This is a genomic window from Amycolatopsis cihanbeyliensis, assembly GCF_006715045.1.
GTDB classification, from domain to species: domain Bacteria; phylum Actinomycetota; class Actinomycetes; order Mycobacteriales; family Pseudonocardiaceae; genus Amycolatopsis; species Amycolatopsis cihanbeyliensis.
This window is the reverse complement of the sequence record NZ_VFML01000001.1, coordinates 2,024,982-2,050,095: the sequence shown is the minus strand read 5'-3', so window position 1 is coordinate 2,050,095 and position 25,114 is coordinate 2,024,982. Positions and strand designations below refer to the sequence as shown.

Annotated in this window: 22 protein-coding genes; 11 read left to right on the top strand and 11 right to left on the bottom strand. The window is 72.5% G+C overall.

Going from position 1 to position 25,114, the window contains the following annotated elements; genetic code table 11:
- Positions 1-127 precede the first annotated feature (127 nt).
- Positions 128-496 carry an Rv2175c family DNA-binding protein gene (locus tag FB471_RS08890; RefSeq protein ID WP_141996843.1) on the top strand — a complete coding sequence of 123 codons (369 nt, stop codon included), beginning with the start codon at positions 128-130 and terminating at the stop codon, positions 494-496.
- Here FB471_RS08890 and FB471_RS08885 read toward each other — a convergent pair.
- On the bottom strand, positions 465-1,658 hold the full coding sequence (locus tag FB471_RS08885; RefSeq protein WP_141996842.1) for an MFS transporter: 1,194 nt from the start codon (positions 1,656-1,658) through the stop codon (positions 465-467). The genes FB471_RS08890 and FB471_RS08885 overlap by 32 nt on opposite strands.
- A 23-nt stretch (positions 1,659-1,681) precedes the next feature.
- Between FB471_RS08885 and FB471_RS08880 the strand changes: the two genes are divergently transcribed.
- Positions 1,682-2,260 carry a CGNR zinc finger domain-containing protein gene (locus tag FB471_RS08880; RefSeq protein WP_141996841.1) on the top strand — a complete coding sequence of 193 codons (579 nt, stop codon included), beginning with the start codon at positions 1,682-1,684 and terminating at the stop codon, positions 2,258-2,260.
- Positions 2,261-2,302: 42 nt separating this feature from the next.
- Here the strand turns inward: FB471_RS08880 and FB471_RS08875 are convergent, their stop codons facing one another.
- Together FB471_RS08875 and FB471_RS08870 are read right to left on the bottom strand one after the other, a co-directional pair.
- The gene (locus FB471_RS08875; protein WP_141996840.1) at positions 2,303-3,091 is read right to left on the bottom strand and encodes an LLM class F420-dependent oxidoreductase; all 789 of its coding nucleotides are present in this window, start codon (positions 3,089-3,091) and stop codon (positions 2,303-2,305) included.
- A gap of 54 nt (positions 3,092-3,145) precedes the next feature.
- Positions 3,146-4,237: a polyprenyl synthetase family protein gene (locus FB471_RS08870; RefSeq protein WP_141996839.1), complete on the bottom strand. Its 1,092-nt coding sequence runs from the start codon at positions 4,235-4,237 to the stop codon at positions 3,146-3,148.
- Between the two features lie 39 nt (positions 4,238-4,276).
- Here FB471_RS08870 and FB471_RS08865 point away from each other — a divergent pair, with 39 nt between their 5' ends.
- Together FB471_RS08865 and FB471_RS08860 are read left to right on the top strand one after the other, a co-directional pair.
- The gene (locus tag FB471_RS08865) at positions 4,277-5,071 is read left to right on the top strand and encodes a PIG-L family deacetylase (RefSeq protein ID WP_141996838.1); all 795 of its coding nucleotides are present in this window, start codon (positions 4,277-4,279) and stop codon (positions 5,069-5,071) included.
- A gap of 58 nt (positions 5,072-5,129) precedes the next feature.
- Positions 5,130-6,818: a DUF885 domain-containing protein gene (locus FB471_RS08860; protein ID WP_141996837.1), complete on the top strand. Its 1,689-nt coding sequence runs from the start codon at positions 5,130-5,132 to the stop codon at positions 6,816-6,818.
- Positions 6,819-6,846: 28 nt separating this feature from the next.
- On the opposite strand, the gene FB471_RS08855 is transcribed toward FB471_RS08860, so the two are convergent.
- Genes FB471_RS08855 through FB471_RS08845 form a run of 3 tightly spaced genes read right to left on the bottom strand, consistent with a single transcriptional unit; the run spans position 6,847 to position 8,672 of the window.
- On the bottom strand, positions 6,847-7,464 hold the full coding sequence (locus tag FB471_RS08855; RefSeq protein WP_141996836.1) for a P-loop nucleotide/nucleoside kinase family protein: 618 nt from the start codon (positions 7,462-7,464) through the stop codon (positions 6,847-6,849).
- A gap of 48 nt (positions 7,465-7,512) precedes the next feature.
- Positions 7,513-8,085 (bottom strand): GNAT family N-acetyltransferase, encoded by a 573-nt coding sequence (locus tag FB471_RS08850; RefSeq protein ID WP_141996835.1) that lies wholly within the window; start codon positions 8,083-8,085, stop codon positions 7,513-7,515.
- The gene (locus FB471_RS08845) at positions 8,082-8,672 is read right to left on the bottom strand and encodes a YbaK/EbsC family protein (RefSeq protein ID WP_141996834.1); all 591 of its coding nucleotides are present in this window, start codon (positions 8,670-8,672) and stop codon (positions 8,082-8,084) included. Before FB471_RS08845 ends, FB471_RS08850 begins: the two co-directional genes overlap by 4 nt.
- Before the next feature lie 236 nt (positions 8,673-8,908).
- Between FB471_RS08845 and FB471_RS08840 the strand changes: the two genes are divergently transcribed.
- The 5 genes from FB471_RS08840 to FB471_RS08820 all read left to right on the top strand — a co-directional run bounded on the left by FB471_RS08840 (position 8,909) and on the right by FB471_RS08820 (position 12,401).
- Complete coding sequence (locus FB471_RS08840) at positions 8,909-9,418, top strand: SAV_6107 family HEPN domain-containing protein (protein ID WP_141996833.1); 510 nt, start codon at positions 8,909-8,911, stop codon at positions 9,416-9,418.
- Between the two features lies 1 nt (position 9,419).
- Positions 9,420-10,205, top strand: a complete 786-nt coding sequence (locus FB471_RS08835) for a maleylpyruvate isomerase family mycothiol-dependent enzyme (protein ID WP_141996832.1) — start codon at positions 9,420-9,422, stop codon at positions 10,203-10,205.
- A gap of 197 nt (positions 10,206-10,402) precedes the next feature.
- Positions 10,403-10,846, top strand: a complete 444-nt coding sequence (locus tag FB471_RS08830; RefSeq protein WP_141996831.1) for an SRPBCC domain-containing protein — start codon at positions 10,403-10,405, stop codon at positions 10,844-10,846.
- Positions 10,843-11,178 (top strand): ArsR/SmtB family transcription factor, encoded by a 336-nt coding sequence (locus FB471_RS08825; protein ID WP_246076307.1) that lies wholly within the window; start codon positions 10,843-10,845, stop codon positions 11,176-11,178. Before FB471_RS08830 ends, FB471_RS08825 begins: the two co-directional genes overlap by 4 nt.
- A 56-nt stretch (positions 11,179-11,234) precedes the next feature.
- The gene (locus tag FB471_RS08820) at positions 11,235-12,401 is read left to right on the top strand and encodes a GNAT family N-acetyltransferase (RefSeq protein ID WP_141996830.1); all 1,167 of its coding nucleotides are present in this window, start codon (positions 11,235-11,237) and stop codon (positions 12,399-12,401) included.
- Here FB471_RS08820 and FB471_RS08815 read toward each other — a convergent pair.
- Both FB471_RS08815 and def read right to left on the bottom strand, forming a co-directional pair.
- The gene (locus FB471_RS08815; RefSeq protein ID WP_141996829.1) at positions 12,391-15,639 is read right to left on the bottom strand and encodes a S8 family serine peptidase; all 3,249 of its coding nucleotides are present in this window, start codon (positions 15,637-15,639) and stop codon (positions 12,391-12,393) included. The genes FB471_RS08820 and FB471_RS08815 overlap by 11 nt on opposite strands.
- A gap of 296 nt (positions 15,640-15,935) precedes the next feature.
- Positions 15,936-16,436 (bottom strand): peptide deformylase, encoded by a 501-nt coding sequence (gene def, locus FB471_RS08810; RefSeq protein ID WP_142001683.1) that lies wholly within the window; start codon positions 16,434-16,436, stop codon positions 15,936-15,938.
- Between the two features lie 210 nt (positions 16,437-16,646).
- On the opposite strand from def, the gene FB471_RS08805 reads away from it, so the two are divergent.
- Positions 16,647-18,143, top strand: a complete 1,497-nt coding sequence (locus tag FB471_RS08805) for a hypothetical protein (RefSeq protein WP_141996828.1) — start codon at positions 16,647-16,649, stop codon at positions 18,141-18,143.
- On the opposite strand, the gene FB471_RS08800 is transcribed toward FB471_RS08805, so the two are convergent.
- Together FB471_RS08800 and FB471_RS08790 are read right to left on the bottom strand one after the other, a co-directional pair.
- Positions 18,134-18,496, bottom strand: a complete 363-nt coding sequence (locus FB471_RS08800) for a DUF1905 domain-containing protein (protein ID WP_141996827.1) — start codon at positions 18,494-18,496, stop codon at positions 18,134-18,136. The genes FB471_RS08805 and FB471_RS08800 overlap by 10 nt on opposite strands.
- Before the next feature lie 223 nt (positions 18,497-18,719).
- A complete protein-coding gene (locus FB471_RS08790; protein ID WP_141996826.1) occupies positions 18,720-19,430 on the bottom strand; it encodes a class I SAM-dependent methyltransferase in 711 nt (236 codons plus the stop codon).
- A gap of 96 nt (positions 19,431-19,526) precedes the next feature.
- Here FB471_RS08790 and FB471_RS08785 point away from each other — a divergent pair, with 96 nt between their 5' ends.
- Positions 19,527-20,123, top strand: coding sequence for a helix-turn-helix domain-containing protein (locus FB471_RS08785; RefSeq protein ID WP_141996825.1), 597 nt, complete (start codon positions 19,527-19,529; stop codon positions 20,121-20,123).
- A gap of 247 nt (positions 20,124-20,370) precedes the next feature.
- Here the strand turns inward: FB471_RS08785 and FB471_RS08780 are convergent, their stop codons facing one another.
- The gene (locus FB471_RS08780) at positions 20,371-25,035 is read right to left on the bottom strand and encodes an ATP-dependent helicase (protein WP_141996824.1); all 4,665 of its coding nucleotides are present in this window, start codon (positions 25,033-25,035) and stop codon (positions 20,371-20,373) included.
- Positions 25,036-25,114 lie beyond the last annotated feature (79 nt).

The window sequence follows — 25,114 nt, the reverse complement described above, 5'->3', positions numbered from 1 at the left end:
AGTGGCCGATCGGTGCTGACCGGAAGGTCGGGCTACTTTCGGTCTCCTTGGCATACCCACACAACGGGTTGTGGGCCGGTCGAGCGAACATTCTGCGTATGGCGTGGAATGTGGCACAGTATGGGGTGTGAGTGCGATCCCAGTCGCTGACGACGTGCTCGAGGCCGAGGTCGCCGTGCTTCCGCTCCCGGAGGTGGCGACGAAGCTCGGGTTGTCGATGAACAAGGCGCGGCAGCTGCTGCGGGACGGCCAGCTCATCGCGGTTCGCCGCGACGGCGAGCTGATGGTTCCCGCGGACTTCCTGAACGGGAACGGTGTGGTCAAGGGTCTGGCCGGCACGGTGACGGTGCTGGCCGACTCCGGGTTCGACCGTACCGAGATGCTGCGCTGGCTGTTCGCGGCCGACGAGTCCCTGCCCGGTATCACGCCGATCAACGCGTTGCGAACCAGCCACGGCACGGAGGTCAAGCGGCGCGCGCAAGCGATGGCCTTCTGACCGGCCGCCCGCGGCAGGCGAGGAAAGTCAGCGCGGCGAGCAGTTCCACCCCTGCCGCCACCAGCAGGCAGGCGGTGAGGGACTGCGTGGCCAGCGGTCCGGCCAGTGCGGAACCGAGTGCGAACCCGCTGATCTTCATGCTGGCGCCGGTGGTGAAGATCTGCGCCCGTAGTCGTGGCGGCGCCTCCCGGTGCCGGATCGCGAACAGCGCGGTGAGCTGCGGGCCATCCCCGGCGCCCGCGATCACCACGGCCACGATGGCGTAGGCCGGTTCGGTGGTCAGAGCCGCCGTGAGCATCCCGGCGCCGAGCAGCAGGGTGCTGGCCGGAAGGGCGGTGTCCGGCCGGATCAGACCCGGTCTGCGCGCCAGCAGGGCGTTGGCGGTCATCGCGGTGGCGGCCAGTACCGCGAGCAGCAGCGTGCCACGGCCCGCGTCCCCGAACCGCTGCGTGCCGAGCAAGGGGCAGCACACCACCAGCATTCCCACCCCGGCGAAGGACACCACCGAGGTGGCCGTGCCCGCGAGCAGGGGACGGCTGCGGGCGATCGCGGCGAAACCCGCCCGCACCTCGCGCGGTAGCGAGCGCGGCGGCGGCACGGTGTCCGGGCGGGGCAGCGTGGCCGCGACCGGCAGCGCCGCGGCCACCAGCACGATCGCCGCCAGCAGCGCGGCCCGCGCGCCGAGCGTGCTGCCCAGCAACCCGGCCAGCGCGGGGCCCGCGAGGCCGGCCAGCCCGAAGGTGAGCGCGTCCAGCGCGTTGGCGCGGGCGAACCGATCTCCGGGGACGACCCCGGGTAGCTGCGCGGTCCAGCCGCCGGAGATCGCGGCGGTGAGCAGGCCGGCGAGCAGTGCCACGGCGAGTGTCAGGATGGTGGGCAACCGCCCGACCCCGGCGAGCAACACGCCGAGGCCTGCGGCGTAGGCGGCGAGCGCCGCGGCCAGCAGCCTGCCGGGGCGGCGGCTGCGGTCCAGCAGCGCGCCGAGCACCGGCCCGCCGATGGCCGCCGAGATCGTCAGCGCCGCGAGCAGGCCGGAGGCGGTCGCGACCGATCCGGTGGCCGCCAGCCCCACCAGGAGCAGCGCGGGTCCGGACACCTCGTCCCCGGTGCGGGCGGCGGTGGCCCCGGTGAGGTATCGCGGCAAGGCGTAACGGCCTAACATGTTCAGCACGTTACACTGGGCGGGTGGCTGCGTCTTCCAAGTCTTCCAAGTCTTCCGAGTACCTGTCCGGGCGTTCCGCGCGCACGGCCGCCCAGCGTGCCGTCGAGTTGATCGTGGCGCTGCGGCACGAGCGGGCTACCGCGGCCGCGGTGCGTGCGGTGCTGCTGCGGCATGGCGAGCGGGAGCCGATCGGGCTTTCGGAGCGGGACCTGGCGCAACTGCGGTCCGCGGCCGCCGAGCTGACCAGGGTGTTCGCCGCCCCGGACGCGGACTCCGCGGCGGCCGTGCTGAACGAACTGCTCGCGGCGTGGGCGCATCCGCCGCGGCTGACCACGCACGGTGGGGCGTTTGCCTGGCACCTGCACGTGGACGGCGATGACGACGCCCCGTACGGGGAGTGGCTGCTCACCTCCTCCTGCCTCGCGCTGGCGATGCTGCTGGCCGAATGGCAGCGCCCACCGGGCGGGATCTGTGCCGCCGCGTCCTGCGGCCGCCCGTTCCTCGACCTCGGCGCCGGCGACCCCCGTCGCTACTGCGGCACGCGCTGCGCCACCCGCGCCCGCGTCGCCGCCCACCGCGCCCGCGCCGACCGCGGTGAGTGACCGGTTCCCGGCGCTCTCGCTGGCACCGGTCACTCACCGACGTCAGGCGTTGTGCTCGTCGCGCCAGGCGATCCAGTCGCGCAGCAGGCCCAGGTCGTAGTTCGGGCCGTCGGTTGCGACGGTGAACATGGTGATACCCAGGTCGTGCAGGGGCTTGCCGAGCTTCTCCGGGGAGCCCGGGACGCCGACGGACCGCTCGATCTCCGCCGGGTCCCTGCCGATGTCGGCGCAGTGCTGGTCGAGGATCCGCACCTTGCGCGCGGCGGTCTCGACATCGCCGAAGCCGTGCCAGATGTCGGCGTGCTTGGCGACCAGCCGCAGGGTCTTCTTCTCCCCACCGCCGCCGATCAGCACCGGGATCTTGCGGCTCGGGGCGGGGTTGAGCTTGCCGAACCGCTGCTCGATCCTGGGCATCGCCTCGGCGAGGGCGTCCAGCCGCCCGCCCGCGGTGCCGAACTCGTAGCCGTACTCGGTGTAGTCCTTCTCGAACCAGCCGGCACCGATGCCGAAGACCAGCCTGCCGCCGCTGATGTGGTCGACCGTGCGCGCCATGTCGGCGAGCAGTTCCGGGTTGCGGTAGCTGTTGCAGGTCACCAGGGCGCCGATCTGCACCCGCGAGGTGGCCTCGGCCCACGCGCCGAGCATGGTCCAGCACTCGAAGTGCTTGCCGTCGGGGTCACCGGAGAGCGGGTAGAAGTGGTCCCAGTTGAACAGGATGTCCACACCGAGCTCCTCGGCTTCCGCGGCTGCGCGCCGGATGTCCGCGTACTCGGCGTGCTGGGGCTGGAGCTGGAATCCGATTCGTACAGGCCTCTTCGCTGCTGTGGTCATGGGCCTGAGCCTAGCGGCGACCAGCACGGCGCGCTCCTGCCGAAGACATCGCCTTCAGTACGTGCGCTGGGTGGCCTTCGTGGCCAGTTCCGCGAGCCTGCCGGCCGCGGGCTCGGCCAGTTCCGCGGTGTCGAGCGCGGCCAGCGCGGAGCCGGTGAGCTCGTCGATCCGCCGCTCGACCGCCCGCACCGCGCCGACCTCGACGAGCGCCTGCCGCACCTCGTCCACCGCCGACTCGGACAGCCCGGCGTCGCCGATCGCCGCCGCGATGACCTCGCGCGCGTGCGGGTCGCCCCGTTCCTCGGCCTGCCGCAGGCCGAGCGCGACCAGCAGGGTGCGCTTGCCCTCCCGCAGGTCGTCTCCTGCCGGCTTGCCGGTCACCGAGGGATCACCGAACACGCCGAGCAGGTCGTCCCGCAGCTGGAAGGCGACGCCGAGGTCGCTGCCGGCGGCCAGCAGGGCGTCGACCAGCCGCCGGTCCGCCCCGGCGAGCGCCGCGCCGAGGTGCAGTGGTCGCCGCACGGTGTAGGCCGCGGTCTTCAGCCGGTCGATGCGCAGCGCCGCCTCCGCCGAGGAGTCCCCGGTGGCCTGCGTGTGCACGTCCAGGTACTGGCCGGCGAGCACCTCCGTGCGCATGGCCCGCCACGCGGGCCGCGCGGCGGACAGCACCTCGGCGGGCAGCGGGGCGCCCGCGAACATGTCCTCGGACCAGGCGAGGGCCAGATCGCCGATCAGCACGGCCGCGGCGAGCCCGAACGTGGCGGGTGAGCCGAGCCAGCCCGCGTCCGCATGCCGCTTGGCGAAGGCGATGTGCACGGTCGGGGCACCGCGCCGGGAGTCCGAGGAGTCCATCAGGTCGTCGTGGATCAGTGCGCAGGCCTGGAGCAGCTCCAGGCTGGCGGCCACCCGCAGCACCCCCTCGGCGTGCCCGCCGCCCGGATCACCACCCGCTCCACGCCAGGCCCACCAGGCGAAGGTGGGCCGCAACCGTTTGCCGCCGCCGAGCACGAAGCCGGTCAGCGCCTCGATCCCCGGCCCCACGACGGGTTCGGTGCGCTGGATGTCCTCGCCCGCCGTACGCAGGAACTCGGCCAGCACCCGCTCGACGTGTGCGGGCAGGTCGGCGTCGTAGTCCGGCTCGCTCATACCCCCATCCTGTCGTAGCTTTCGCGTAGGTTCGTCGGCATGGCAACTTTGGTGTCGTTTCATGCGCATCCCGACGACGAGTCGATCGCGTGCGGTGGGGTGATGCGCAAGGCGTTCGACGAGGGACATCGGGTCGTGCTCGTGGTGGCCACCCGCGGTGAGCACGGCGAGGTGGCGGATGGCTTTCTCACCGAGGGCGAGCGGCTCTGGCAACGCAGGGTCGAGGAGACCCACGCCGCCGCGGAGATCCTGGGGGCGAAGCGGGTGGAGTTCCTCGGCTACGTCGACTCCGGAATGATGGGTGAGCCGACCAACGACGAGCCCGGCTCGTTCTGGACCGCGCCGGTGGAGGAGGCCGCGCGGCGACTCGCCGCGATCCTGCGCGAGGAGCGGGCCGAGGTACTGACCGTCTATGACGACAACGGTGGCTACGGCCATCCCGACCACATCCAGGTGCACCGGGTGGGCCTGCGCGCCGCCGAGCTGGCGGGCACCCCGCGGGTGTACCAGAACACGATGAACCGGGATCAGATGATCCGCGGGATGGCCGAGTTCGCCCAGTCCGCGGCGGCGGCCGGGGTCGACCTGCCCGACTTCGAGGAGTCGGCGGAGTTCGGCAAGCCGGACGCGGAGATCACGGCGGCGGTGGACGTCACCGCGTACGCCGGGCACAAGCGGGCGGCGATGCGCGCGCATGCCAGCCAGATCGGCGAGGAGTCCTTCTTCCTCGCCATGCCCGAGGACGCCTTCCGCGGTGCTTTCGGCACGGAGTGGTTCATCCGCACCGGTCAGGGGCCGGGTATCACCGAGACGGACCTGCTCGCGGGCCTGTAGCGCCCGCGCGCGCAAAATCCGGTGCGTGTCCCGTTCCCACTGCCGGTAACGTGCGCTCATGGCTTCTACCGAGGGCGTGCACGAGATCTGCAACCGGTATGTCGACGACTTCGCCGCGGCCCACCCCGTCGCGGCTACGGAGTTCGGCATCTCCGGTTACGAGGACCAGCTCACCGACTACTCACCGGAGGGACATGCCGCACGGGCGGCGCTGGCCAAGCGGTACCTGCGGGAGATCGACCAGGTCGAACCCACCGACGCGAGCGAGCGGCTGGCGAAAACCGTGTTCACCGAGCGGGTCGGAATCGGGCTGGAGATCCACGAGGCCGGCCTCGACCTCGGCGCGCTGAACGTGACCGACAGCCCGGTGCAGGCGCTGCGGACGATCTTCGACCTGATGCCGGTGGACACCGCGGACCAGTGGGAGCAGATCGGCGCGCGGCTGGCCGGGATCCCGACGGCGCTGGACGGCGTGCGTGCCTCGCTGCTCGCGGCCGCCGACGCCGACCAGGCCCCCGCGCTGCGCCAGGTCAGCAAGGTCGCCGAGCAGGCGGAGACCTGGGCCGGGCTGCACGGCGGGTCCGGTTTCTTCGACGACCTCGTCCGCGGAGCCGAGTCCGCGGACCTGCCCGAGTCACTGCGTACCCGGCTGCGCCATGGCGCGCAGGTCGCGCAGGAGGCCTATGCGGAGCTGGCCGGTTTCCTGCGTGCCGAGCTCGCCCCGCGGGTGCCGACCAAGGACGCGGTCGGCGCCGAGGTCTACCGGCTGTGGTCGCGTAACTTCGTCGGTGCCGAGCTGGACCTGCGGGAGGCCTACGAGTGGGGCTGGGCGGAGTTCGCCAGGGTGGAACGTGAGGCGAAGGATGTCGCCGAGCGGATCAAGCCGGGTGCGAGCCTCGCCCAGGCCGCGGCGGCGTTGGACGCCGACCCCCGGTACCGGGTGCAGGGCCAGCGCGGGCTCGAGGAGTGGATGCAGCGGCTGTCCGACCATGCGCTGGAGTCATTGCGGGGCAAGCATTTCGACATCCCGGACGCGGTGATGGCGCTGGAGTGCAAGATCGCCCCGCCGGGCGGTGGTGTCGGGGCGTACTACACCGGACCGACCGAGGACTTCTCCCGGCCGGGGCAGATGTGGTGGTCGGTGCCGCCCAGCCGCGAGGAGTTCTCCACCTGGCGCGAGGTCAGCACGGTCTACCACGAGGGCGCCCCCGGCCATCACCTGCAGATCGCCACCTCGGTGTACCAGGCGGCGACGCTGAACCGGTTCCAGCGGATGCTGGCACTGACCTCCGGCCACGCCGAGGGCTGGGCACTGTACGCCGAGCGGCTCATGCAGGACCTCGGATTCCTGGAGGACGACGGGAACCTGCTCGGCATGCTGGACGCACACCTGTTCCGGGCCGCCAGGGTGGTCGTGGACATCGGCATGCATCTGGAGCTGGAGATCCCGGCGGGCACCGGGTTCCACGAGGGCGAGCGGTGGACGCCGGAACTCGGCCTGGAGTTCATGCTCACCAGGACGATCACCGACGCCGACCACGTCCGGGACGAGATCGACCGCTATCTCGGCTGGCCGGGGCAGGCACCCTCGTACAAGCTCGGCGAGCGGATGTGGCTGGCCGCGCGGGAGGACACCCGGCGCAGGATGGGCTCCGCCTTCGACCTGAAGGACTTCCACACCAGGGCACTGCGGCTCGGCGGCATGGGCCTGGACACCCTCAAGGAGACCCTCGCCGACCTCGGCTGACGGTTCGGCTGACGGTGAGGGTTGACGGTCACCTCACCGTGGGGGACCCGGCCAGGGGCTCACCGACGGTGACATGCAGGCCGCGCCGGGCCGTGGGCCGGTCGATCACCGTGACCTCGCACCAGCCCCGGGGTGTTCCCCCGCGCAGCAGGGAACGCACCCGGGGAAGGTGGCGAACGTGCCGGGAGAAGGACCAGCCCAGCAGGACGCGGCCGCGGGCGCGCTGGCCTTCCAGCGCCTCGGCCACCGTGCAGTCCAGCCAGAGCAGGTGCCGCGTGCGCCCGGTGAGCAGGCCGAGCGCCACGAACGCGGCCCTGGCGACGGGGCCGGTCGCCGGATCATGCACCACGATCGGCCCCGGCGCGCGGATCGCGGTACCGGCCAGCCGTGCCAGGTGCAGCAGGTGTACCAGCGGGCGGTACCAGGAGTACGGGGTGCCGGCGGGCAGCAGCGGGCGCAGCCGCGCGCGGACCTGGTCGGTGTCGAGCACGGTGAGCGCGGTATCGCCGCCGGTTACGCGCAGCAGGGTGCTCTTGCCCGCCCCGGGAAGGCCCGCGACCACCAGCAACGCGCGCCGTTCCAGGCGGATACCGAGCCGATCGACGTGCCCACGCGTTTCCCTCGTGCTGTCCTGCGTGCCATCCACGGTGTCATCCACGCAGCGGCTAACGTGGCGCCTACCCCGGGCGTTCCCTCAGCCCAGCGGAAGTTCCCTACCGAGGATCGCGAACGGCCGCGGATCGCCCGCGAAGTAGTACTTGCGGAGCACGTCGACGAATCCGAGCCTGCGGTACAGCTTCCATGCCCTGCTGGGGCCTTCCGGCGTGGACAGCAGCACGTGCCGGTTCGGCACCCCCTCGACCAGCCTGCGTAGCAGGTCCTCGCCGATCCCCCTGGCCTGGTGGTCGGGCCGGACGTGAATCTCGGTCAGCTCGAAGTAGTCGGCGAGCCACCCCTGGACGGCCCGCTCGTCCCGTTCGGCCAGCCCCCTGCGGACCTGTTCGTGCCACCACTGGCCGGGGTTGCCCTGATAACCGTAGGCCAGTCCGAGCATGGTTCCGGTCGAGTCCAGCGCGGCCATGCAGCGCCAGCCCTCGCGCAGCGCATGCGTCAGCCACATCGGGGCGCGTTGCTCGGCGGTGCCCGCGGGATAACGCATGGCGTCGACGTACAGGTCGAGCGCCTCGGCGAGCCTGGCCCGGAATTCGTCGCCGGACAGTTCGACGACACGCTGGTAGCCGGATGACCCGGAGTACGCGGCGGTCACGAAACGACACTATCTCCACTGCGCGCGGTCACGTCGGCGGCACGACCGTCGGTGAGAGCGATCAGGCCGGCGAAGGTGGTCGGGAATATCGCCTTGGCGTGCCCGGCGGCGGCCCAGACCACCTCGTGCCCGGCCAGCGCCCGGTCCACCACGGTGAGCAGCGGCTCCGGGTGACCGACCGGGGCGACCCCACCGATCGCCTGGCCGGTATGTGCCTTGACGAAGGCGGGTTCGGCCTTGCCGACCTCGGCCGCACCGATGAGCGCGGCGAGGACCCCGGTGTCCGCCCGGTGCGCGCCCGAGGTGAGCGCCAGCAGCGGGGCGACCGAGTCCGCGGGATCGGTGAACACGGCACGGAAGATCAGGCTGTTGGCGATCGCGCCGACCTCGACGCCGAGCGCTTCCGCGGCCTGCGCGGCGGTGCGCACCTCGGCGGGAAGGACCCGGATCCCGTCGGCGGCCTCGTGCTGGCCCGACTCGGCGAGCGCGGCGGCGACCTTGGCGATCGCGGGATGGTCCAGCCGCCACGAGCCGCCCTCCGATGGCTCCTGGCGGTCCCCGCCGGCTGGATTGTGCCCACCACTCATGAAGCCATGAGATCACGAGGCACCCCGGCGGTGCGACGCGCGTTACCCACCCCGGGCTTGAGCCCAGCCCGGATTCGAGCTAATCTGGATTTGTTCGAACACACGTTCGACACCCCGGCGGGAGCGGGATGCTCGCCGGTCAGGTGCTCGGCGAGGGGGTGGGGGAAGCACGTCCTCGCCGAGCACCGTCACCTCGGCGGCCCGGCCGCCGCGGACGAGGCGAAAAGGAGGTGGCCATGTCGATCACGGTCGAGTCCCGGGATGGCGCCACACAACCAGTGCTGCCCCTGACCTGGCAGCCGCCTGCCGCGCCCGCGGCGGTGTCCTTGCTCGCCAGGGCGAAACGTGGCCTTGTCGAGGCCGCGGGCGAGAGCGAGCCGGCCCCGCGGCTCATCGCCGCGTACCAGTCGGCGCTGCGCGCGGCGGCCGGTGTGCTGGCCGCCCGCGGGCGCCCGCACCGGGGTCGCTCCCGCCCGGCCAGCGTGTGGGTGCTGCTGCCCTCGGTGGCACCCGAGTTCGCCGAGTGGGCGGCCTTCTTCGCGGCGAACTCGGCCGCGCATGCCGCCGCGCAGGCGGGCAACACGCGCCGGATCACCGCCGATTCCGCCGACGAACTACTCCACCGGGCCGGCCAGTTCGTGGAGCTGGCCCATCGCGTCGTGCACGGCGGGGCACGCACGACGCGCCGGGAGGCGGGCAGGGCGGCCCCGTGCTCCACGCCGCGCCCGCGCCGAACCCGGGGCTGAGATGCCGGACACGCCGGGGACGCCGGGTCAGGCCCTGCTCGAGCACGGCCGGTTGCTGGACGTGCTCGGCATCGAAGGCGAGTTGCTCAACGAGACCGCCCATGCCATCGCGCCGGAAACCCCGGTGCCCACCTGCCCCGGCTGGACGGCGAGCGAGGTCGTGCGGCACGTCGGCAGCGTCTACCGGATGACGCTGTCCTGGCTGGAACATGGCCGGCGGCCCCGGCACTGGCAGCGGGACCCCGCGCCGGGGGAGTCGGTCCACGAGTACCTGAGCGAGGGGCGAGCCCGGCTGGTCGGCGCGCTGGCCCGGCACGACCCGGCCGAAACCGCGGCCACCTGGTGGCCTGCGGACCGCACGTACGGCTTCTGGCGCAGGCGGATGGCACACGAGACGACGATCCACCGGGCCGACCTGCAGATGGCGGCCGGGTCGGAGCTCACCGAGATCGCCGACGACCTGGCCATCGACGGCGTGGACGAGGTGCTCGCGCTGTGGTTCGGTCAGCGGCTTCCGATGCTCGGCCTGGCCGGTACCAGGGCGAGTTCGGTCGCGGTGCGGGCGGGCGACCAGTTCTGGCTGGTCACGGCCGGAGCGGAGGAGACGACGGCCTGGCGTTGTTCGGAGCGGGAGGTGCTCCGGGCCGACGCGGTGGTCTCCGGCAGGCCGGCGCAGGTCTACCTCTGGCTGTGGGGCAGGGCGGCCCCCGGTTCGGTCATCGTCGAGGACGGCGACGATGACGCGGTCGGCCAGATGTGGGCCCTGCTGCGCCTGGCCACCCGGTGATCCCGGCGTGTTTGCCGCTCACGTCGGCGTGTTTGCCATCCACGCGCACGAGTTTGCCGTCCACGCACGTGAGTTTGCCGTTCGCGTGCGGGTACTCGACCGCTGAAGCCTCACGTGCAACTCCGCGGTTGCGCTTTCTCGCCGACTAGTGCAACCTATGGGTAGCACGTCAGTGGGACGGCACGAAGGAGGACGGTATGGGAACCCCGGACAGGATCGAGCGCGAGATCCTCATCGACGCCCCGGTGGAGCGGGTGTGGTCGCTGGTCACCGAGCCCGGCTGGTGGATCAGCGATGCCGGTGACCGGGCGGGCCGGCGCCGGTGGCGCGAAGGGGACCTGGAGGTGGTGGAGGATCCCCGATACGGCCGGTTCCCGGTCCGGCTGGAGCGGACCGAGCCACGGCAGTATGTGGCCTACCGCTGGTCCAGCGCGTTTCCCGGGGAGAACCCCGGCGAGGGCAACTCCACGTTGATCGAGTTCTGGTTGAGCGAGCGGGACGGCGGCACGGTGCTGCGGGTGGCCGAGAGCGGGTTCGCCGCGCTGGAGACCACGGACGAGGTCCGGGAGCGTGCCTTCGGGGACAACACCGGCGGTTGGGCCGAGCAGCTGGACGTCCTCAAGGGGCTGGCCGAGAGGTGAACACGACCCGGCGGGATATGGGGCCGGTGTTCGTGGCGCTGGGCGATCCGACCCGGCGGCAGGTGCTGGAGGCGCTGGCCGAGGCGGGCCAGGCCAGCGCGACCACCCTCGCCGCCCGGCTTCCGGTGTCCCGCCAGGCGGTCATCAAGCACCTGAACGTGCTCAGCGAGGCCGCGCTGGTCACCGCGGGGCGGGCGGGGCGTGAGGTGCTGTACCAGGTCCGGCCGGACTCGCTGGACGCCGCGGCGCGCTGGTTGACCGACCTCGCCGCCTTCTGGGACCGCAAGCTGGACGCGGTCAAGCGGGCGGCCGAGGGCGGGTCGCCGCCGTAGCACCCGCGCAACACCGGTGCCCCCGATCGGCAACATCGGCGGCGGACCGTGAACCGATGGACGACATCCAGGCAGGGGACGAACGGTTCGTATGGCCGCACACCGCGGGCGAGGAGAACCCCACCTCGCTGATCTGGCGGGTGCGGATCCGGATGGACGACCGGCCGGGCACGCTGGCCAAGGTGGCGATCCGGCTGGCCGATCTGGAGTGCAACATCCTCGGGGTCACCGTGCTTCCGGTGCCGGGAGGGGTGCTCGACGAGGTGGTGGTCCGGCCGCCGGTGGGGCTGGCCAGGTCGCATCTCGTCGACGCGATCAGTGCCGAGGGGTGCGCGTGCACCGGGATCACCGGCGCGGACCTCACCGAGCTGGTCGATTCCTCGGCCGCCGCACTGGCCGCGGCCCGGCGCGCGGTGCTCGACCCTGACCGGCACGCCGAGGCGGTCCGCGAGGTGCTCACCGCGGATGTGGTGACGATACTGCCCGCGAGCGAGGCGAACTCCGCGCGCGCGGAGAGTGGCCATCGTGCCGTGCTGCCGGTCGGCGGCGGGCAGGCGCTGGTCGCCAGGCGGAGCTGGGCGCCGTTCGTGCAACTCGAGCTGGCCAGGGCACGGGCCCTGCTCGACCTGCTCGGCGCGGTACGGGCCAACGTGGCCGCGCCGTCCGTGCTGGCCACCGCCGACGGCGCGGACCTCGTGCTGCGCGCGGGCGGCCCCGGGGACGCGGACGCGGTGCGTGCGCTGCACGCCCGTTGCTCGCCGGAGACCCTGTTCCTGCGTTACCACACGGGGATGCGCACGATCCCGCGGCGCTGGTCGCAGCGGCTGCTGATGCCCCCGCGGGGGATGAGCGTGCTGGCCAGGCACGGCCGGGACGTGGTGGCGCTGGGGCAGCTCATCGCGCAGGGGAAGGAGCGGATCGCCGAGGTCTCCCTGCTGGTGGAGGATGCCTGGCAGCGCAAGGGAATCGGCGGTGGACTGCTGTCCAGGCTCGCGGTGCTCGCCGCCGGCCGTGGCTACCGCGAGCTGGTCGCCGTCTGCCTGCCCGGCCAGAACGGTGTCCGGCACGCCGCGCTGCGGGCCGGCCTTGCGGTCGGGGAGTACGCCGAGGACGGGTCGTTGCGGATCGGCGTTTCCGTCGTGCCACCGGGAACGGGGCCCCACCCCGCTGGTGAGGCCCCGTTCCGTGGTGCGGATACGGCCGGCGGCTCGCTCAGGTCGTGACGTTCTCCACGACCACGTCCCCGCTGCCCACCAGCACACCGGCGTCCGTGCGGGCCTCGACGGTGCCCAGCAGCACCCGGCCCTCGGCGGGAGTCGCCCGCGGGGTCACCGTGCCCTGCACCGTCCACTGTGCCCCGGCGGGGCGCAGCGCGTGCTCGTCGGACACCGACACGGAGCCGAACGCCGCGCCGCTGAACACGTCGAGGTAGGAGAACTCCGTGGTACCCGCGGGCACCGCGTAGCCGTCCACCACGATCACCCACTGGCCCGCGGGCGGGTTGGGGATGGTGACCGACTCCTCGGAGTCCCCGTCAGCGCTCTGCCCGGCCAGCAGGCAGGGGCCGCCGGTGCAGTTGTACACCGAGAGGTCCAGGTCCGCGCCGATGTCGGAGGGGCTGCCGATGCGGGCCCGTAGCTGGCTGGCCCCCTCGGTCACGGTGACCGGGTACTGCTGCTGCTCACCCTCGCCGATGGTCGGCGTGGCCAGCTTCGCGCTGCCCAGCTCGCTGCCCTCCGCCCGGCCGGTGAACGGGCCGAACAGGTTCCGCAGGGTGTACTCCCTCTCGATCGGCTCACCCTGCGGTGCGGACGGGATGGTGTCCGGGCTCGGCGTCACCGAGGCCCCGAGCACCGACGCGGTCACCGTGTACGGCGCGAACGCGGCGTCGGAGGTGCGCCGTGCCTCGATCACGATCTCCCACACACCCGGCGTGGGCTCGCTGACCGTGCGGCTGGTCGGGCTGCCCGAGCACCCGCCGTCAGCCACCGGCGGGTTGTAGCAGCTCAGCGAGGAGTTGCTGTCCAGCGGGATGCCGTACGGGTGGAACCGCAGGAAGCGGATCTGCCCCGCACCCTCGGCGTCCCCGCCGCCCTGCAGGTCGATCTTCAACGCGGGCGTGTTCGGCTCGACCCGGACGAAGTAGCTCTTCGTCTCGTTCCGGCCGATCTGCCCGCCGTGCCGGACCGAGTACCCGTTCTGCGCGGTGAAGTCCTCCGCCGCGATCACGGTGTTCAGCGTCCGGTGGTCCACGCCGGTGGTCATCGGGCTGTCCAGCTGCAGGATCGCCGAGTGGGCGCCCGCCGAACGCGGGTTGACGGTGACCCGGTACTTCACCGGGTACCCCTTGCGCAACTGGATGGTCGGCGGCGCGTGGAAGGTGCCGTCGTTGCCGATCCAGCGTGCCCGGTAGGTGACCGGGTGGTCGGGGCCGGAGTTGCGGGTGAAGGTGTACTCCCGCACGTACCGGTCACCGGACCGCACACCCTCGCGGTCGTGGATGCCCACGCCGACGCCCGCCGGGTTGAGGAAGCCGGACAGCACGGTGTTCACCTGCACCGAAGAGCTGATGTCGGTGGTGTCCGGGTTCGCCTTGAGCCGGTTCCACGCCTTGTTCACGTCGATCAGCCCGTTGCCCTGCTCGTAGGCCTGGTAGCCGGGGATGAACCGGGCGGAGTCGGTGAACGCGCTACGCAGGTCCTCGGGCTTGTGCGCGACGTTGCGTGCCTTGGCCGCGCTCACCAGGAGCGCCGCGGCCCCGGCGGCCTGCGGCGAGGCCATCGAGGTCCCGTTGAACATGGCGTAGCCGGGCGGCAGCTCGTAGGTCCCCGCGACCGGGCCGCCTTCCTGCCAGGTCGGGGTCGGGGAGATCGCCGCTCCCGGCGCGATGATGTTCGGCTTGAACCCGCCGTCCTCACGCGGGCCGCGGGAGGAGAAGCCGTGCAGGTTGTCCCGGTTGGCCGCGTCCGAGCCGTAGTTGCGCTGCCAGGTCGCCTTGCTGATGTAGGCGCCGACGCTGAGCACCTTGCCCGCCACCGAGGGGTCGCCGACGGTGTTCGCACCGGAACCGGAGTTGCCCGCGGAGATGAACATCTGCGTGTCGTAGGTGTCGATCAGCCGGTCGTACAGCCTGGCCCGCGCGTTGTTGCCGTCGTTCAGCGCGGGCAGGCCGCCGATGGACATGTTGATCACGTCGACCTCGGCGTCCCGCGCGGCATAGATCATGCCCTCGACCAGCGCGTGGCTGGTGCAGCCCGCGACGAACAGGCAGACCCGCACCGACACCAGCTTGGCGCCGGGCGCCGCGCCCTGCATGGAGCCGCCGAACAGGTCGTTGCCCGCCACGATGCCCCCGACATGCGAGCCGTGCGAACCGGACACGATGCCGATGTTGACGACCTTGTTCGCCGGGTCGGTCTGCACCACGAACGGCATGGCCTCGCGCACCGGGGTGCCCGGGTCATCGGTGCCGAAGGTGCCGACGTCCTGCTTGACCTTGTAGTCGGTCATCGGGGCGTCGTCGGTGAAGTCCTGGTTCTGGTTGGCGTCCACCCAGACCGTGTTGGTGTTCTCGTCCCACAGCACACCGTAGGTGCCCTCGCTACCTGCGGGGTTGCCGTCCCGGTTGACGTCGTTGCCGACCTGGCCACCGAGCCTGGGGTCACGCTCGTCGAACACGCCGAAGCGGTAGCCGCCCGCGCCCGCGCTGGTGTACTCGGCACCGGCCGCGGCGAAGGTCGTGCCCTGCACCTCGGTCTTCATGTTGATCCAGGTGGGGTCGTCGTCGTTGTTGACCCCGTCCTCGAACCGGCCGTCGGTGTAGGTCACCCAGTCGACGACCTTGCGCTCGCCGGTGCTGGTGACGTTCAGCGAGGGGTGGTCCAGGTCGACGCCGGTGTCCACGATGCCGACCGTGACGTCCCGGCCGTCCCACTTCGGGTGCTTCTCGGCGAACTGCGCCGCACCGGTGTCGCCGGTCGGCATGTACGGGTTCACCCGAGGTGTGTCGGCGTCCGGCGGTGGCTGCGGGGTGGGGTCTTCCGCGCCCGCGGGCCGCGGCTCGGGCAGCGGGACCTCCTCGTCCACATCGAGCGCCTGCACGCCCGGCAGCCCGGCCATCTTCTTGACCTTGTCCACCGGAACCTCGGCGCGCACGTAGCCGAGTTCGTCCGCGCGGTACTCCACTTTCGCGCCCGCCCGGCTCAGCTCGTCGACACCGCGTGTACCGGCCCGCCGGTCGGTCGCGACCAGCACCTTGACGGTGCGCTCGCCGCGCTGCTCCGCCTTGGCCAGCAACTCCTCGTCATGTTTGCTGATCTCGGTGTCGCTGCCGGCGCCGCCCGGTTCCGGATCGGCGGCGGCGGTGACCGGCGTCGCGGCCAGCACCGCCCCGGTCACCGCCGTGGTGAGCGCCGTCCCTAAGGCGATTCGGCCGCTCCGGCGCCATCTACGTGGGGTCATGCCACGTCCTTCCTCAACGGGGGAGTGAACGACCTCGGTGAGACCTGCTTGGCCCCGACAAGGGCTCGACCGAAGGCGCGCCCCACCGAACTCCCACCTGTTCGTGTGAGATTTCAGTAGGGCGTTCGCGGAGTGTTATCGACGTGGCCGGTGATCGCTAGCGACCAACGGAGGTAATACCGGCCGGGATTCCGTGCCGTACGGGCGTGTCCGTTCCCCCACCGGAGCCAGTGCCCGCGCCATGGGGCGAAACGTTGTCCACATGGGACATGGCCGTTACTGGAACGGAACCGGGATTACCTTCGCCAGAACCAGTCCCGTTGCCGAGCTTCGCGCAACGCCTCGCGTTTGCGATTGGCGGCCAACCGGTCGAGGTAGAGAATCCCGTCCAGATGGTCGGCCTCGTGCTGCAGGCACTGTGCCATCAGCCCCTCGCCGTGCACGGTGACCGGCTCGTTGCGCAGGTCCACCCCGCGCACCACGGCACGTTTCGCGCGGCGGGTGGCGAACCACAGTTCGGGAACGGAAAGGCAGCCCTCGTCGATCTCGTGCGTCTCCTCGGACAGCTCCACCAGTTCCGGGTTGAGCACGTACCCGACCTGGTCCTCGACGTGGTAGCTGAACGCCCGTAGCCCGACCCCGATCTGCGGTGCGGCCAGCCCGGCCCTGCCGGGGCCCTCCACCGTGTCCAGCAGATCGGTGACCAGTGCCTCGGTCGCCTTGTCGAACCGGGTCACCGGGTCGGCGACGCTCTTCAGTACCGGATCGCCGAAGTACCGCAACTCGCGCACGGCCATCGCCAGGTCCTCCGTTTCGCGGGCGAACGCTTGAGCAGGGGAGGGCTCACCATATCGGCGGGCCGCGCCGGGGAAATCGGGTACCCGATCCCCCTTCTGGCCGAGCGTCGCGGGCCGATAGCCTGCTGCGGAGCACAACACCACGCGAAAGGTGCCGCTCGCTTGCGCAGTCCGCCTATCCCGGGTCGGTCGTCGCTTCCGATCGTTCTCGTGCTGGCGCTGGTGTTTCTCGCGGGCTGCACGGGGCCCGCCGATCCGACCCCCACACCGACCACCGGTGCGTCCCCGGTCCATCGGGCGGAGTCCCAGCGTCCGCCCGGGCCGACCACGGTGCTGGCGGCGCGCCCCGGTGCGGAGGCGGCCATCGCCACCAGCGCCGCGCTGTTCCGCAGTGCCCCGGTCGCGGTGCTCGCCGCCGAGCAGGACTCGGATGGCGTGGCGACCGCGGGGGCCGCCGCCGAGCGGCTGGGGGTACCGGTCCTGCTCACCGGGACCGGCATCGACCCGTGGTCGGAGCTGGCCAGGCTTCAGCCGCGTGCGGTGCTGGCAGTGGGAAAGCAGGCGCGGCGCGCGGCGCGGGCGCAGGAGAATTCGGTACCGGTGTTCGGCATCGAACCCGCCGAGGACCCCGGCTCGGTGCCGGAACTGCCCGCGCGGTTGCCGGGCACCGAGCCGCCCCAGCCCACCGGGGTGACCGTGCTGGTCGATCAGCGGCGAGACGATACGGCGGCCGCGGCGACGGCAAGGGCCGTGGGCGCGGCGGTCGTCCCGGTACGCGGAACCGACCCGCGAGCCGACCCCGCGGCCGTCGAGGCGCTGCACGCCGCCCCGCCGGGAGCCGTGGTGGCGCTGGGAAAGGACTTCGGCCCCGCCGAGCGCCTGCGGGCCCGGCTGGACGTGGCCGCGACGGGCACGCAGCTTCCCGGCGGCGGGCAGGTCATGCTGCCGGGCCGGCGGCTGGTCTGCCTGTACGGCCATCCTGGCGCGCCGTCCCTCGGCGTGCTCGGCGAGCAGGGAGTCGAGGGCGGTATCGAGCGGGCGCGGCGCATGGCCGCGAGGTACGAGCCGCTCAGTGAGGTTCCGGTCGTGCCCGCCTTCGAGATCATCGCGACGGTGGCGCACGGCGAGCCGGGGCCGGACGGCGACTACTCCGGTGAGGCCGACGTCACCTCGCTGCGCCCGTGGGTGGAGCGAGCCGGGGCGGCCGGGCTGTACGTCCTACTCGACCTGCAACCGGGACGGGCCGACCTGGCCGCGCAGGCGCGGCGCTACGAGCCCCTGCTGCGGCTGCCCCATGTCGGGCTCGCCATCGACCCGGAGTGGAAGCTCGGCCCGGACCAGCTACCGCTCCAGCAGGTCGGCGGGGTGGACGCCGCCGAGATCAACCGGACCTCGGCCTGGCTGGCCGAGTTGGCGGCCGAGCACGCCCTGCCGCAGAAGCTCTTCGTGGTGCACCAGTTCCGGTTGTCCATGATCCGGAACGAGTCCGCCCTGGTCACCGACCGGGACGAGTTGTCCATGCTGATCCACATGGACGGGCAGGGCTCGACCGGGCAGAAGGACGCCACCTGGCGCGCGGTGGTGGGCGCCCGCCCAGGCGAGGTCCCGTTGGGCTGGAAGAACTTCTACGACGAGGACCACCCGATGCTCACCCCGGAGCAGACCATGTCCCGGCGCCCCGCGCCGATGATGATCTCTTACCAGTAGCGGGGGCTGTGCGGTATAGGCGATCGCGTCGAGCTCGCCCCACGCGGCCCCGCCCAGGAACGCCACCACCTCGGCCAGGTGAACATCGGCTCGTCGAGGGTTTCCGCCGCGCGGACGGCCCGCTTGACGGGCAGCACGTAGCTGCCCCGGGCGCTGTCCGGGAAGATCGACGTCCTCCACGTGCTCCCGCCGATGGTGACCTGTACCCGCAGTGAGCCGAAGCCACGGTGCGGTCGGCCGCCGGTCAGGTCACGAATCTCCTCGGATTCCTCGGTGGGCAGGCTGACGAAGATCCAGTTGTCACCGCGGCGGGCATCCCATACCCACAGCTCGGCATCGAAAACCACGACCACGGGTTCATCGTCACACGCCGGACCGACAATCCTCGGCCGCCTGTCGCGACCCGCCGGGCGTTCCCGATCAGGCTTCCCTCGCCACGGTCTCCGGACTACGGCGCGCGCTCAGCGGCCGGCGGGGAGTCAGTAGGCCGCCGCCTGGGCACGGACCGCCGCTTCGACGGCTACGACTACCTCGGCACCCGCCCCGAGATCCCGAGCGATCGGTTCGACAGGCACCTCAAGTGACCGGCGCCCCAACCCTGCGGCCGTGCTCGTCGGCCCGGTGGGACCGGTGGCGCCGGGTGGCGCGTACGACGACGTCGTGGAGGTGGGCCTGTTCGCCCGCGTGTCCGGTGACGGTCCGGTCGCACTCCTCGGCGGTGAGGACCTCCCAGGCCGTCTCGTCCAGGCGCGCCGTGATGGCCGCGGCGGTGGCCGACGCCTCGGCGGGCGGATGGTGCCCGGGCCCCTGGCTCTGACCGTGGCCGCCGCCGGCGGCGCCGTGGTCGTGGAGGTGGCCGACGATCAGCAGGGTGCCGCCGGGTGCCACCCATCCGGCGATGCGGTCGTAGAACTCCAGTTGCGGTATGGCCGGGTGAGCGTAGTGGGTGGTGACCAGGTCGAACCGCATGCCCGGGTTCCATGCGCTCAGGTCCGTCTCGACCCACCGCAGGCGCTCGGACACGCCGCTCACCCGCGCGCGTTCGGCGGCGCGGGTGAGTGCTGCGGGGGAGATGTCGGCTGCGGTCACCCGCCACCCGCGTGCGGCGAGCCAGATCGCTTCGGCACCGGCACCGCACCCCGCGTCCAGCGCGGTGCCCGGTACCAGCTCGCCGGTTTCACGAGGGAGGTACGGGTTCGGCGCGCCTGTGCCCATGGATCCACCACCGCCTGCGCCGCTCTGGCGCCAGCGCTGCTCCCAGTACTGCTTGTCGAACTCGTACGTCATCGGCTCGTTCTCCCCGTTCGTCTCACCAGCCCCAGCGATGGTGACAACGGGAAAGACAAAACGGCAAAGTCTGTTGCCGAATGGCAAAATGGGGCTATGGACGACGCAGCGGATCGCACGCTCGATGCCGTCGGGCCGAGGCTGAAGCAGCTACGACAGCGCCGCGACATCACCCTGGCCGACCTCGCCGAGGAGACGGGCATCTCCACCAGCACGCTCTCCCGGCTGGAGGCCGGGCTGCGGCGGCCCACGCTCGAGCAGCTGCTGCCGCTCGCCCGCGCCTACGAGGTGACCCTCGACGAGCTCGTCGACGCACCACCCACCGGCAACCCGCGGATCACCCTGCGTCCGGTCGCCTGCGGCGACGGATCGACCATCCTGCCACTGACCCGCAGGCCCGGAGGCATCCAGGCCTACAAGTTCGTCCTTCCGGCAGGAGACGACGACGCCGAGCCCGACCTGCGCACCCACGAGGGCTACGACTGGGTCTACGTTCTCGACGGCACGCTGCGCCTGGTACTGGGCGAGCACGACCTCGTCCTCAAGCCGGGGGAGGCCGCGGAGTTCGACACGCGCACCCCGCACTGGTTCGCTGCCACCAGCACCGGCCCCGTCGAGTACCTCAGCCTCATCGGCCGGCAGGGCGAACGCGCGCACCTCCGCGCAGCACCCAGGGCCCGGCTGTCCGAGTAACCGGCAGCGAGAACAGCCGCGCACTCGAGGACGGCAGGGCAGATCAGGATCCGGCACCGCACGCTGGCACGGGTGCGTGGACACCGGAGCAGGCATCTCGCGGTGCCTCGTCGATGGAGCGCGCCCCGCTGTTCCAGGGCGTGCACACGTGGTGGGCATACAACCGGGTCGGAAGCCACGCCGGCAGTCGATTTTCGCGGCGTGATCGGCACGACCGGCAACATCAGCCGCGTGCACTCGCGCGGGGTCAGGCGCGCAGGCGCAGTCCCTTGGGGGTGGCGCGGAAACCGGCCTCGCGCAGGATCTCGGCGAGGTCGGAGGTGAGGGCCTGCTCGCCATCGGCGCGCTGCACCGCGAGCTGGCCGAGCCAGCCCTCGCGTACGGCGGTGGACAGGGCCTGCGCGGCCGCCCGTAGCGCCGCCTCGTCCGCGGTGAAGGAGAGCAGGGAACGCCCGCCGCGTTCCACGTAGAGCGCGGGCACTCCGTCGACCAGCACGGCCAGCGCTCCCGCCTTGCGTGCGGGCCGGTGCTTGGTCTCACCGAGCGGCGCGGGCCAGGGCAGTGCGGCGCCGTAGGGCTGCGCGGGATCGGCCGCGGCCAGCACGACGGCCTTGTTCTCCGACCGCTGCCCCGACGGGTCGGACAGCGCCCGCAGCCGATCGACCGCGCCGCGAGCGGCGAACTGGGCCGCGCCGAGGCCCTCCACCACGTATCCCCGGATGATCTGCCCGGAGTCCTCCATCCCGCGCAGCACCTTGTAGATGCCGGAGAACCCGCCGCTCACCCGCTCGGTCTCCAGCGCGCCCCTGGTGAGCACGCCGTGCCGTTCCAGGAACGCCTCGGTGCGGGCGTGCGTGCGCCGGGTCGGGTCGGCTTCCCGCGTCGGGGTCAGTGCCCAGCGCCCGGCCACGGCCGGGGGCCCGGTGCGCGAGGGCATGGCGGGTCGGCCGGCCCGCATCCGGGCGTACCGGCCCCGCGGCGGGGACCGGCGTGGCTTGTGCGCGGCGCCCCGACCGGAGACCTGCGCGCGCAACGGCCCGAGGGTGTCGCCGGTGACCGTCCCGGCCCACACCAGTTCCCACAGCGCGGTCACCACGTCCGCGTCGTCCGGCGCGGAGGGCAGTAGCGGGGTCACCCGATCCACCAGCTGCCGGAAGAACAGCGCCCCACTATCCAAAGTGGAGATGATCGCCCGGTGCAGCGGACCGTCCGGCGCCGTTTCCTCGACCTCGGGCAGTAGCAGATCGGCCAGGTCGGCACCGGCCAGCGCCAGCCAACCGTCTCCGCCGGGCAGCGTGCCGCAGCCGCACCAGACCACCTCACCGGCGGCGGTGAGCTCGTCCAGCAGGGCGGGGTAGTAGCCGGGCAGCCTACTGGGCAGGATCAGCGATTCCAGTGCGCTCGCCGGCAGCGGCGCGCCCGCGAGCTGGTCCACAACGGACAGCACGTCGTCGGCGGTCGGCGCGGACCGTACCCGGCCACCGATGCCATGCCAGGACGGCAGGAACCGGCCCAGCGCGGCCGGTTCCACCGGCTCCACCTCGGCCCGCAGCTTCGCCAGCGAGGCCCGCCGCAACCGCCGCAGCACCCCGGCGTCGCAGTACTCCGTCCCACCCGGCTCGGGCATCCGCTCGTGGCTCACCGGGCTCAGCTCTCCGCGGACCACCCTGCCCTCCGCGGTCAACCGGTCCAGCACGCCGGTCACCACGGCCACCCCGAGCCCGAAGCGCCGCGCCGCCTGCCGCGCGGGGAACGGGCCACGGCCACGGGCGTAACGGGCGAGCAGGTCGCCGAGCGGGTCGGCCACCGGCTCGGTGAACGCCTCCGGAACCCCGATCGGCAGCGCCACCCCCAGCGCGTCGCGCACCCTGCCCGCGTCCTCGATGGCGATGGCACGTTCCTCGCCCGCGATCCGCACCCGGATGACCCGGCGCTGCGCGACCAGTTCGGCCAGCCATTCCGGCCGGATCCCACGCTGCTGTGCCTCCGCCTCGGACAGGTCGCCGAGGAACTTCAGCAGGTCGGCGGCGTCCTCAGGGCCGCGGGCCTGCCGGTCGGTTTCGAGCCGCTGCAGTGACCGTTCCACCGCATCGACCACCTCGGCGTCCAGCAACTCCCGGATCGCCTCGGTGCCCAGCAGTTCGGCCAGTAGCGCGGAGTCCAGCGACAGCGCCGCGGCCCGCCGCTCCGCCAGCGGGGCGTCGGTCTCGTAGAGGAACATGCCGACGTAGCCGAACAGCAGGCTGCGGGCGAACGGGGAAGCCGACTCGGTCCGCACCTCCACCAGCCGCACCTTGCGGGCCCGCACATCGGCCATCAACTCGCGCAGCCCGCCCACGTCGTACACGTCCTGCAGGCATTCCCGCATGGCCTCCAGCACCACCGGGAACCGCTCGTACTTGGCCGCGACCCCGAGCAACTGCGCGGCACGTTGCCGCTGCTGCCACAGCGGGGTGCGGCGGCGCGGGTCCCGGCGCGGCAGCAGCAGGGAGCGGGCCGCGCACTCCCGGAACCGGGCCGCGAACAACGCCGAACCGCTGACCTCGGCCACGATCAGCTGCTCCACCTCCTCCGGGTCGAGCAGCACATCCTCGGCGCCGAGGGTGACCTCGACGCCGTTGCCGTCCAGCGCCTCGGGCAGCCGCAGCACGATGCCGTCGTCGGAATGCGCCACCTGCGCGTCCACCCCGCGCTGCTCGCGCAGTCGCGCGCCGATCGCCAGCGCCCACGGCGCGTTCACCTGCCCGCCGAACGGGGAATGCAGCACCACCCGCCAGTCGCCGAGCTCGTCCCGGAAGCGCTCCAGCAGGATCGTGCGGTCGTCCGGAATGTACCGCGCGGCCGCGCGTTGCTCATCAAGGTAGCCGAGCAGGTTGGTGCGGGCCCGTTCGTCCAGCCCCGCCGCGGTGGCCCGTGCGCGGGCGGCGTCCGGGTCGGCCACCGCGTCGGCCGCCACCTCCCGGACGAACGCCCCGAGCGCGCGCCCCAGCTCCAACGGCCGCCCGGGGGCGTCCCCCTTCCAGAACGGCATCCTGGCCGGCTCACCCGGCGCGGGCACCACGATGACCCGGTCGTGCGTGATGTCGGTGACCCGCCAGGAGGAGGTGCCGAGCAGGACCGTGTCGCCGACCCTGGACTCGTAGACCATCTCCTCGTCCAGTTCGCCCACCCGCGACCCCGACTTGCCCTCCTCGCCGGGGGTGGTCACGGTGAAAAGGCCACGATCCGGGATGGTGCCGCCGGAGGTGACCGCCAGCCGCTGCGCCCCCGGCCGACCACGCAGCTCGCCGGTCACCCGGTCCCAGGTGATCCGCGCGCGCAGCTCGCCGAACTCCTCGCTGGGGTAGCGACCGGCCAGCATGTCCAGCACGGCGTGCAGGGCGTCGTCCGGCAGCGCGCTGAACGGGGCGGCCCTGCGCACGGTGGCCGCGAGGTCCTCGACCGTCCTCGGCTCGACCGCGACCATCCCCACCACCTGCTGCGCCAGCACGTCCAGCGGGTTGCGCGGGTAACGCACCGCCTCGATCCGGCCGGCCGCCATCCGCTCGGCCACCACCGCGCAGGACACCAGGTCGCCGCGGAACTTGGGGAACATCACCCCGCTGGACACGGCGCCGACCTGGTGGCCGGCCCTGCCGACCCGCTGCATCCCGGAAGCCACCGTCGGCGGCGCCTCGATCTGCACGACGAGGTCGACAGCGCCCATGTCGATGCCGAGCTCGAGCGAGGAGGTGGCCACCACGCAGGGCAGCTTCCCGGACTTCAGCTCCTCCTCGACCAGCGTGCGCTGCTCCCGGGACATGGACCCGTGGTGTGCCCTGGCCACGGTCGGCGCGGCACCGGTGGTCAGCCCGGACTCGCCGATGGCCTCGGCGGGGAACCGCTCGCCCGGTTCCAGCTCGGTCCGCTCGGCCGCGAGTTCGTTCAACCGCGCGGTCAGCCGCTCGGTGAGCCGGCGGGAGTTGCCGAACACGATGGTCGAGCGATGTGCCCTGATCAGCTCGAGCACCCGTTCCTCGACGGCGGGCCAGATGGACGGCCGAGGCCGGTCCACACCCTCCTTGCCGCCGGTGTCCTCGGGCGCTTGCATCGGGTCGCGCGGCCGCGGCGGGGCGGCGCCGTCGGCCGTGTCAGTCATGCCAGCCATACCGGCCATGCCGGCCATGTCAGTCATGTCGCTGACCGGGACCTCCACCCGCACCTCGAGGGTCTTGGCCAGCTCGGGCCGCACCACCTGGACCGGTCTGCCGCCGGCGAGGAAGGAGCTCACCTCGTCGATCGGCCGCACGGTCGCGGACAGCCCGATCCGCTGCGCGGGCCGGGGCGGCAACTCGTCCAGCCGCTCGAGGGACAGCGCGAGATGCGCGCCCCGCTTGCCGCCCGCCATCGCGTGCACCTCGTCCACGATCACGGTCTCCACCCCGCGCAGCGACTCCCTGGCCGCGGAGGTGAGCAGCAGGAACAGCGACTCCGGCGTGGTCACCAGCACATCCGGCGGGGTGCGGGCGAACGACCGGCGCTCGGTCGCCGGAGTGTCCCCGGTGCGCATGCCCACGGTGATCTCCGGCGGTGTCCCGCCCAGCCGCCGCGTCGCCTGCGAGATGCCGGTCAGCGGGGTGCGCAGGTTGCGCTGGACGTCCACCGCCAGCGCCTTCAACGGGGAGACGTACAGCACCCGGCAGCGGCGCACCGCCTCCGCGGGCGGCGGCGAGGCGGCCAGCCGGTCGAGTGCCCAGAGGAAGGCGGCCAGTGTCTTGCCCGAGCCGGTCGGCGCGACGACCAGGGCGTGTTCCCCGGCGTGCGCCGCCCGCCAGGCACCCGCCTGCGCCTCGGTGGGCGCGGCGAAGGCCCCCGCGAACCAGTCCCTGGTCGCGGGGGAGAACAGCTTGAGCACGTCGGTCACGCCATCCATGATGCGACCGGGCACCGACAGTTTCGGTGGCGGGACGATCTGCCGGGTTGTGTCCACGCGCGGCCCGCGAGCATGGCAG

Excerpts from the sequence above, each read along its gene's own strand:
- FB471_RS08885 (WP_141996842.1), bottom strand. The coding sequence starts at position 1,658 with ATGTTAGGCCGTTACGCCTTGCCGCGATACCTCACCGGGGCCACCGCC.
- FB471_RS08875 (WP_141996840.1), bottom strand. The coding sequence starts at position 3,091 with ATGACCACAGCAGCGAAGAGGCCTGTACGAATCGGATTCCAGCTCCAG.
- FB471_RS08870 (WP_141996839.1), bottom strand. The coding sequence starts at position 4,237 with ATGAGCGAGCCGGACTACGACGCCGACCTGCCCGCACACGTCGAGCGG.
- FB471_RS08865 (WP_141996838.1), top strand. The coding sequence starts at position 4,277 with ATGGCAACTTTGGTGTCGTTTCATGCGCATCCCGACGACGAGTCGATC.
- FB471_RS08860 (WP_141996837.1), top strand. The coding sequence starts at position 5,130 with ATGGCTTCTACCGAGGGCGTGCACGAGATCTGCAACCGGTATGTCGAC.
- FB471_RS08845 (WP_141996834.1), bottom strand. The coding sequence starts at position 8,672 with ATGAGTGGTGGGCACAATCCAGCCGGCGGGGACCGCCAGGAGCCATCG.
- FB471_RS08840 (WP_141996833.1), top strand. The coding sequence starts at position 8,909 with ATGTCGATCACGGTCGAGTCCCGGGATGGCGCCACACAACCAGTGCTG.
- FB471_RS08835 (WP_141996832.1), top strand. The coding sequence starts at position 9,420 with ATGCCGGACACGCCGGGGACGCCGGGTCAGGCCCTGCTCGAGCACGGC.
- FB471_RS08830 (WP_141996831.1), top strand. The coding sequence starts at position 10,403 with ATGGGAACCCCGGACAGGATCGAGCGCGAGATCCTCATCGACGCCCCG.
- FB471_RS08820 (WP_141996830.1), top strand. The coding sequence starts at position 11,235 with ATGGACGACATCCAGGCAGGGGACGAACGGTTCGTATGGCCGCACACC.
- FB471_RS08815 (WP_141996829.1), bottom strand. The coding sequence starts at position 15,639 with ATGACCCCACGTAGATGGCGCCGGAGCGGCCGAATCGCCTTAGGGACG.
- def (WP_142001683.1), bottom strand. The coding sequence starts at position 16,436 with ATGGCCGTGCGCGAGTTGCGGTACTTCGGCGATCCGGTACTGAAGAGC.
- FB471_RS08790 (WP_141996826.1), bottom strand. The coding sequence starts at position 19,430 with ATGACGTACGAGTTCGACAAGCAGTACTGGGAGCAGCGCTGGCGCCAG.
- FB471_RS08785 (WP_141996825.1), top strand. The coding sequence starts at position 19,527 with ATGGACGACGCAGCGGATCGCACGCTCGATGCCGTCGGGCCGAGGCTG.
- FB471_RS08780 (WP_141996824.1), bottom strand. The coding sequence starts at position 25,035 with ATGGATGGCGTGACCGACGTGCTCAAGCTGTTCTCCCCCGCGACCAGG.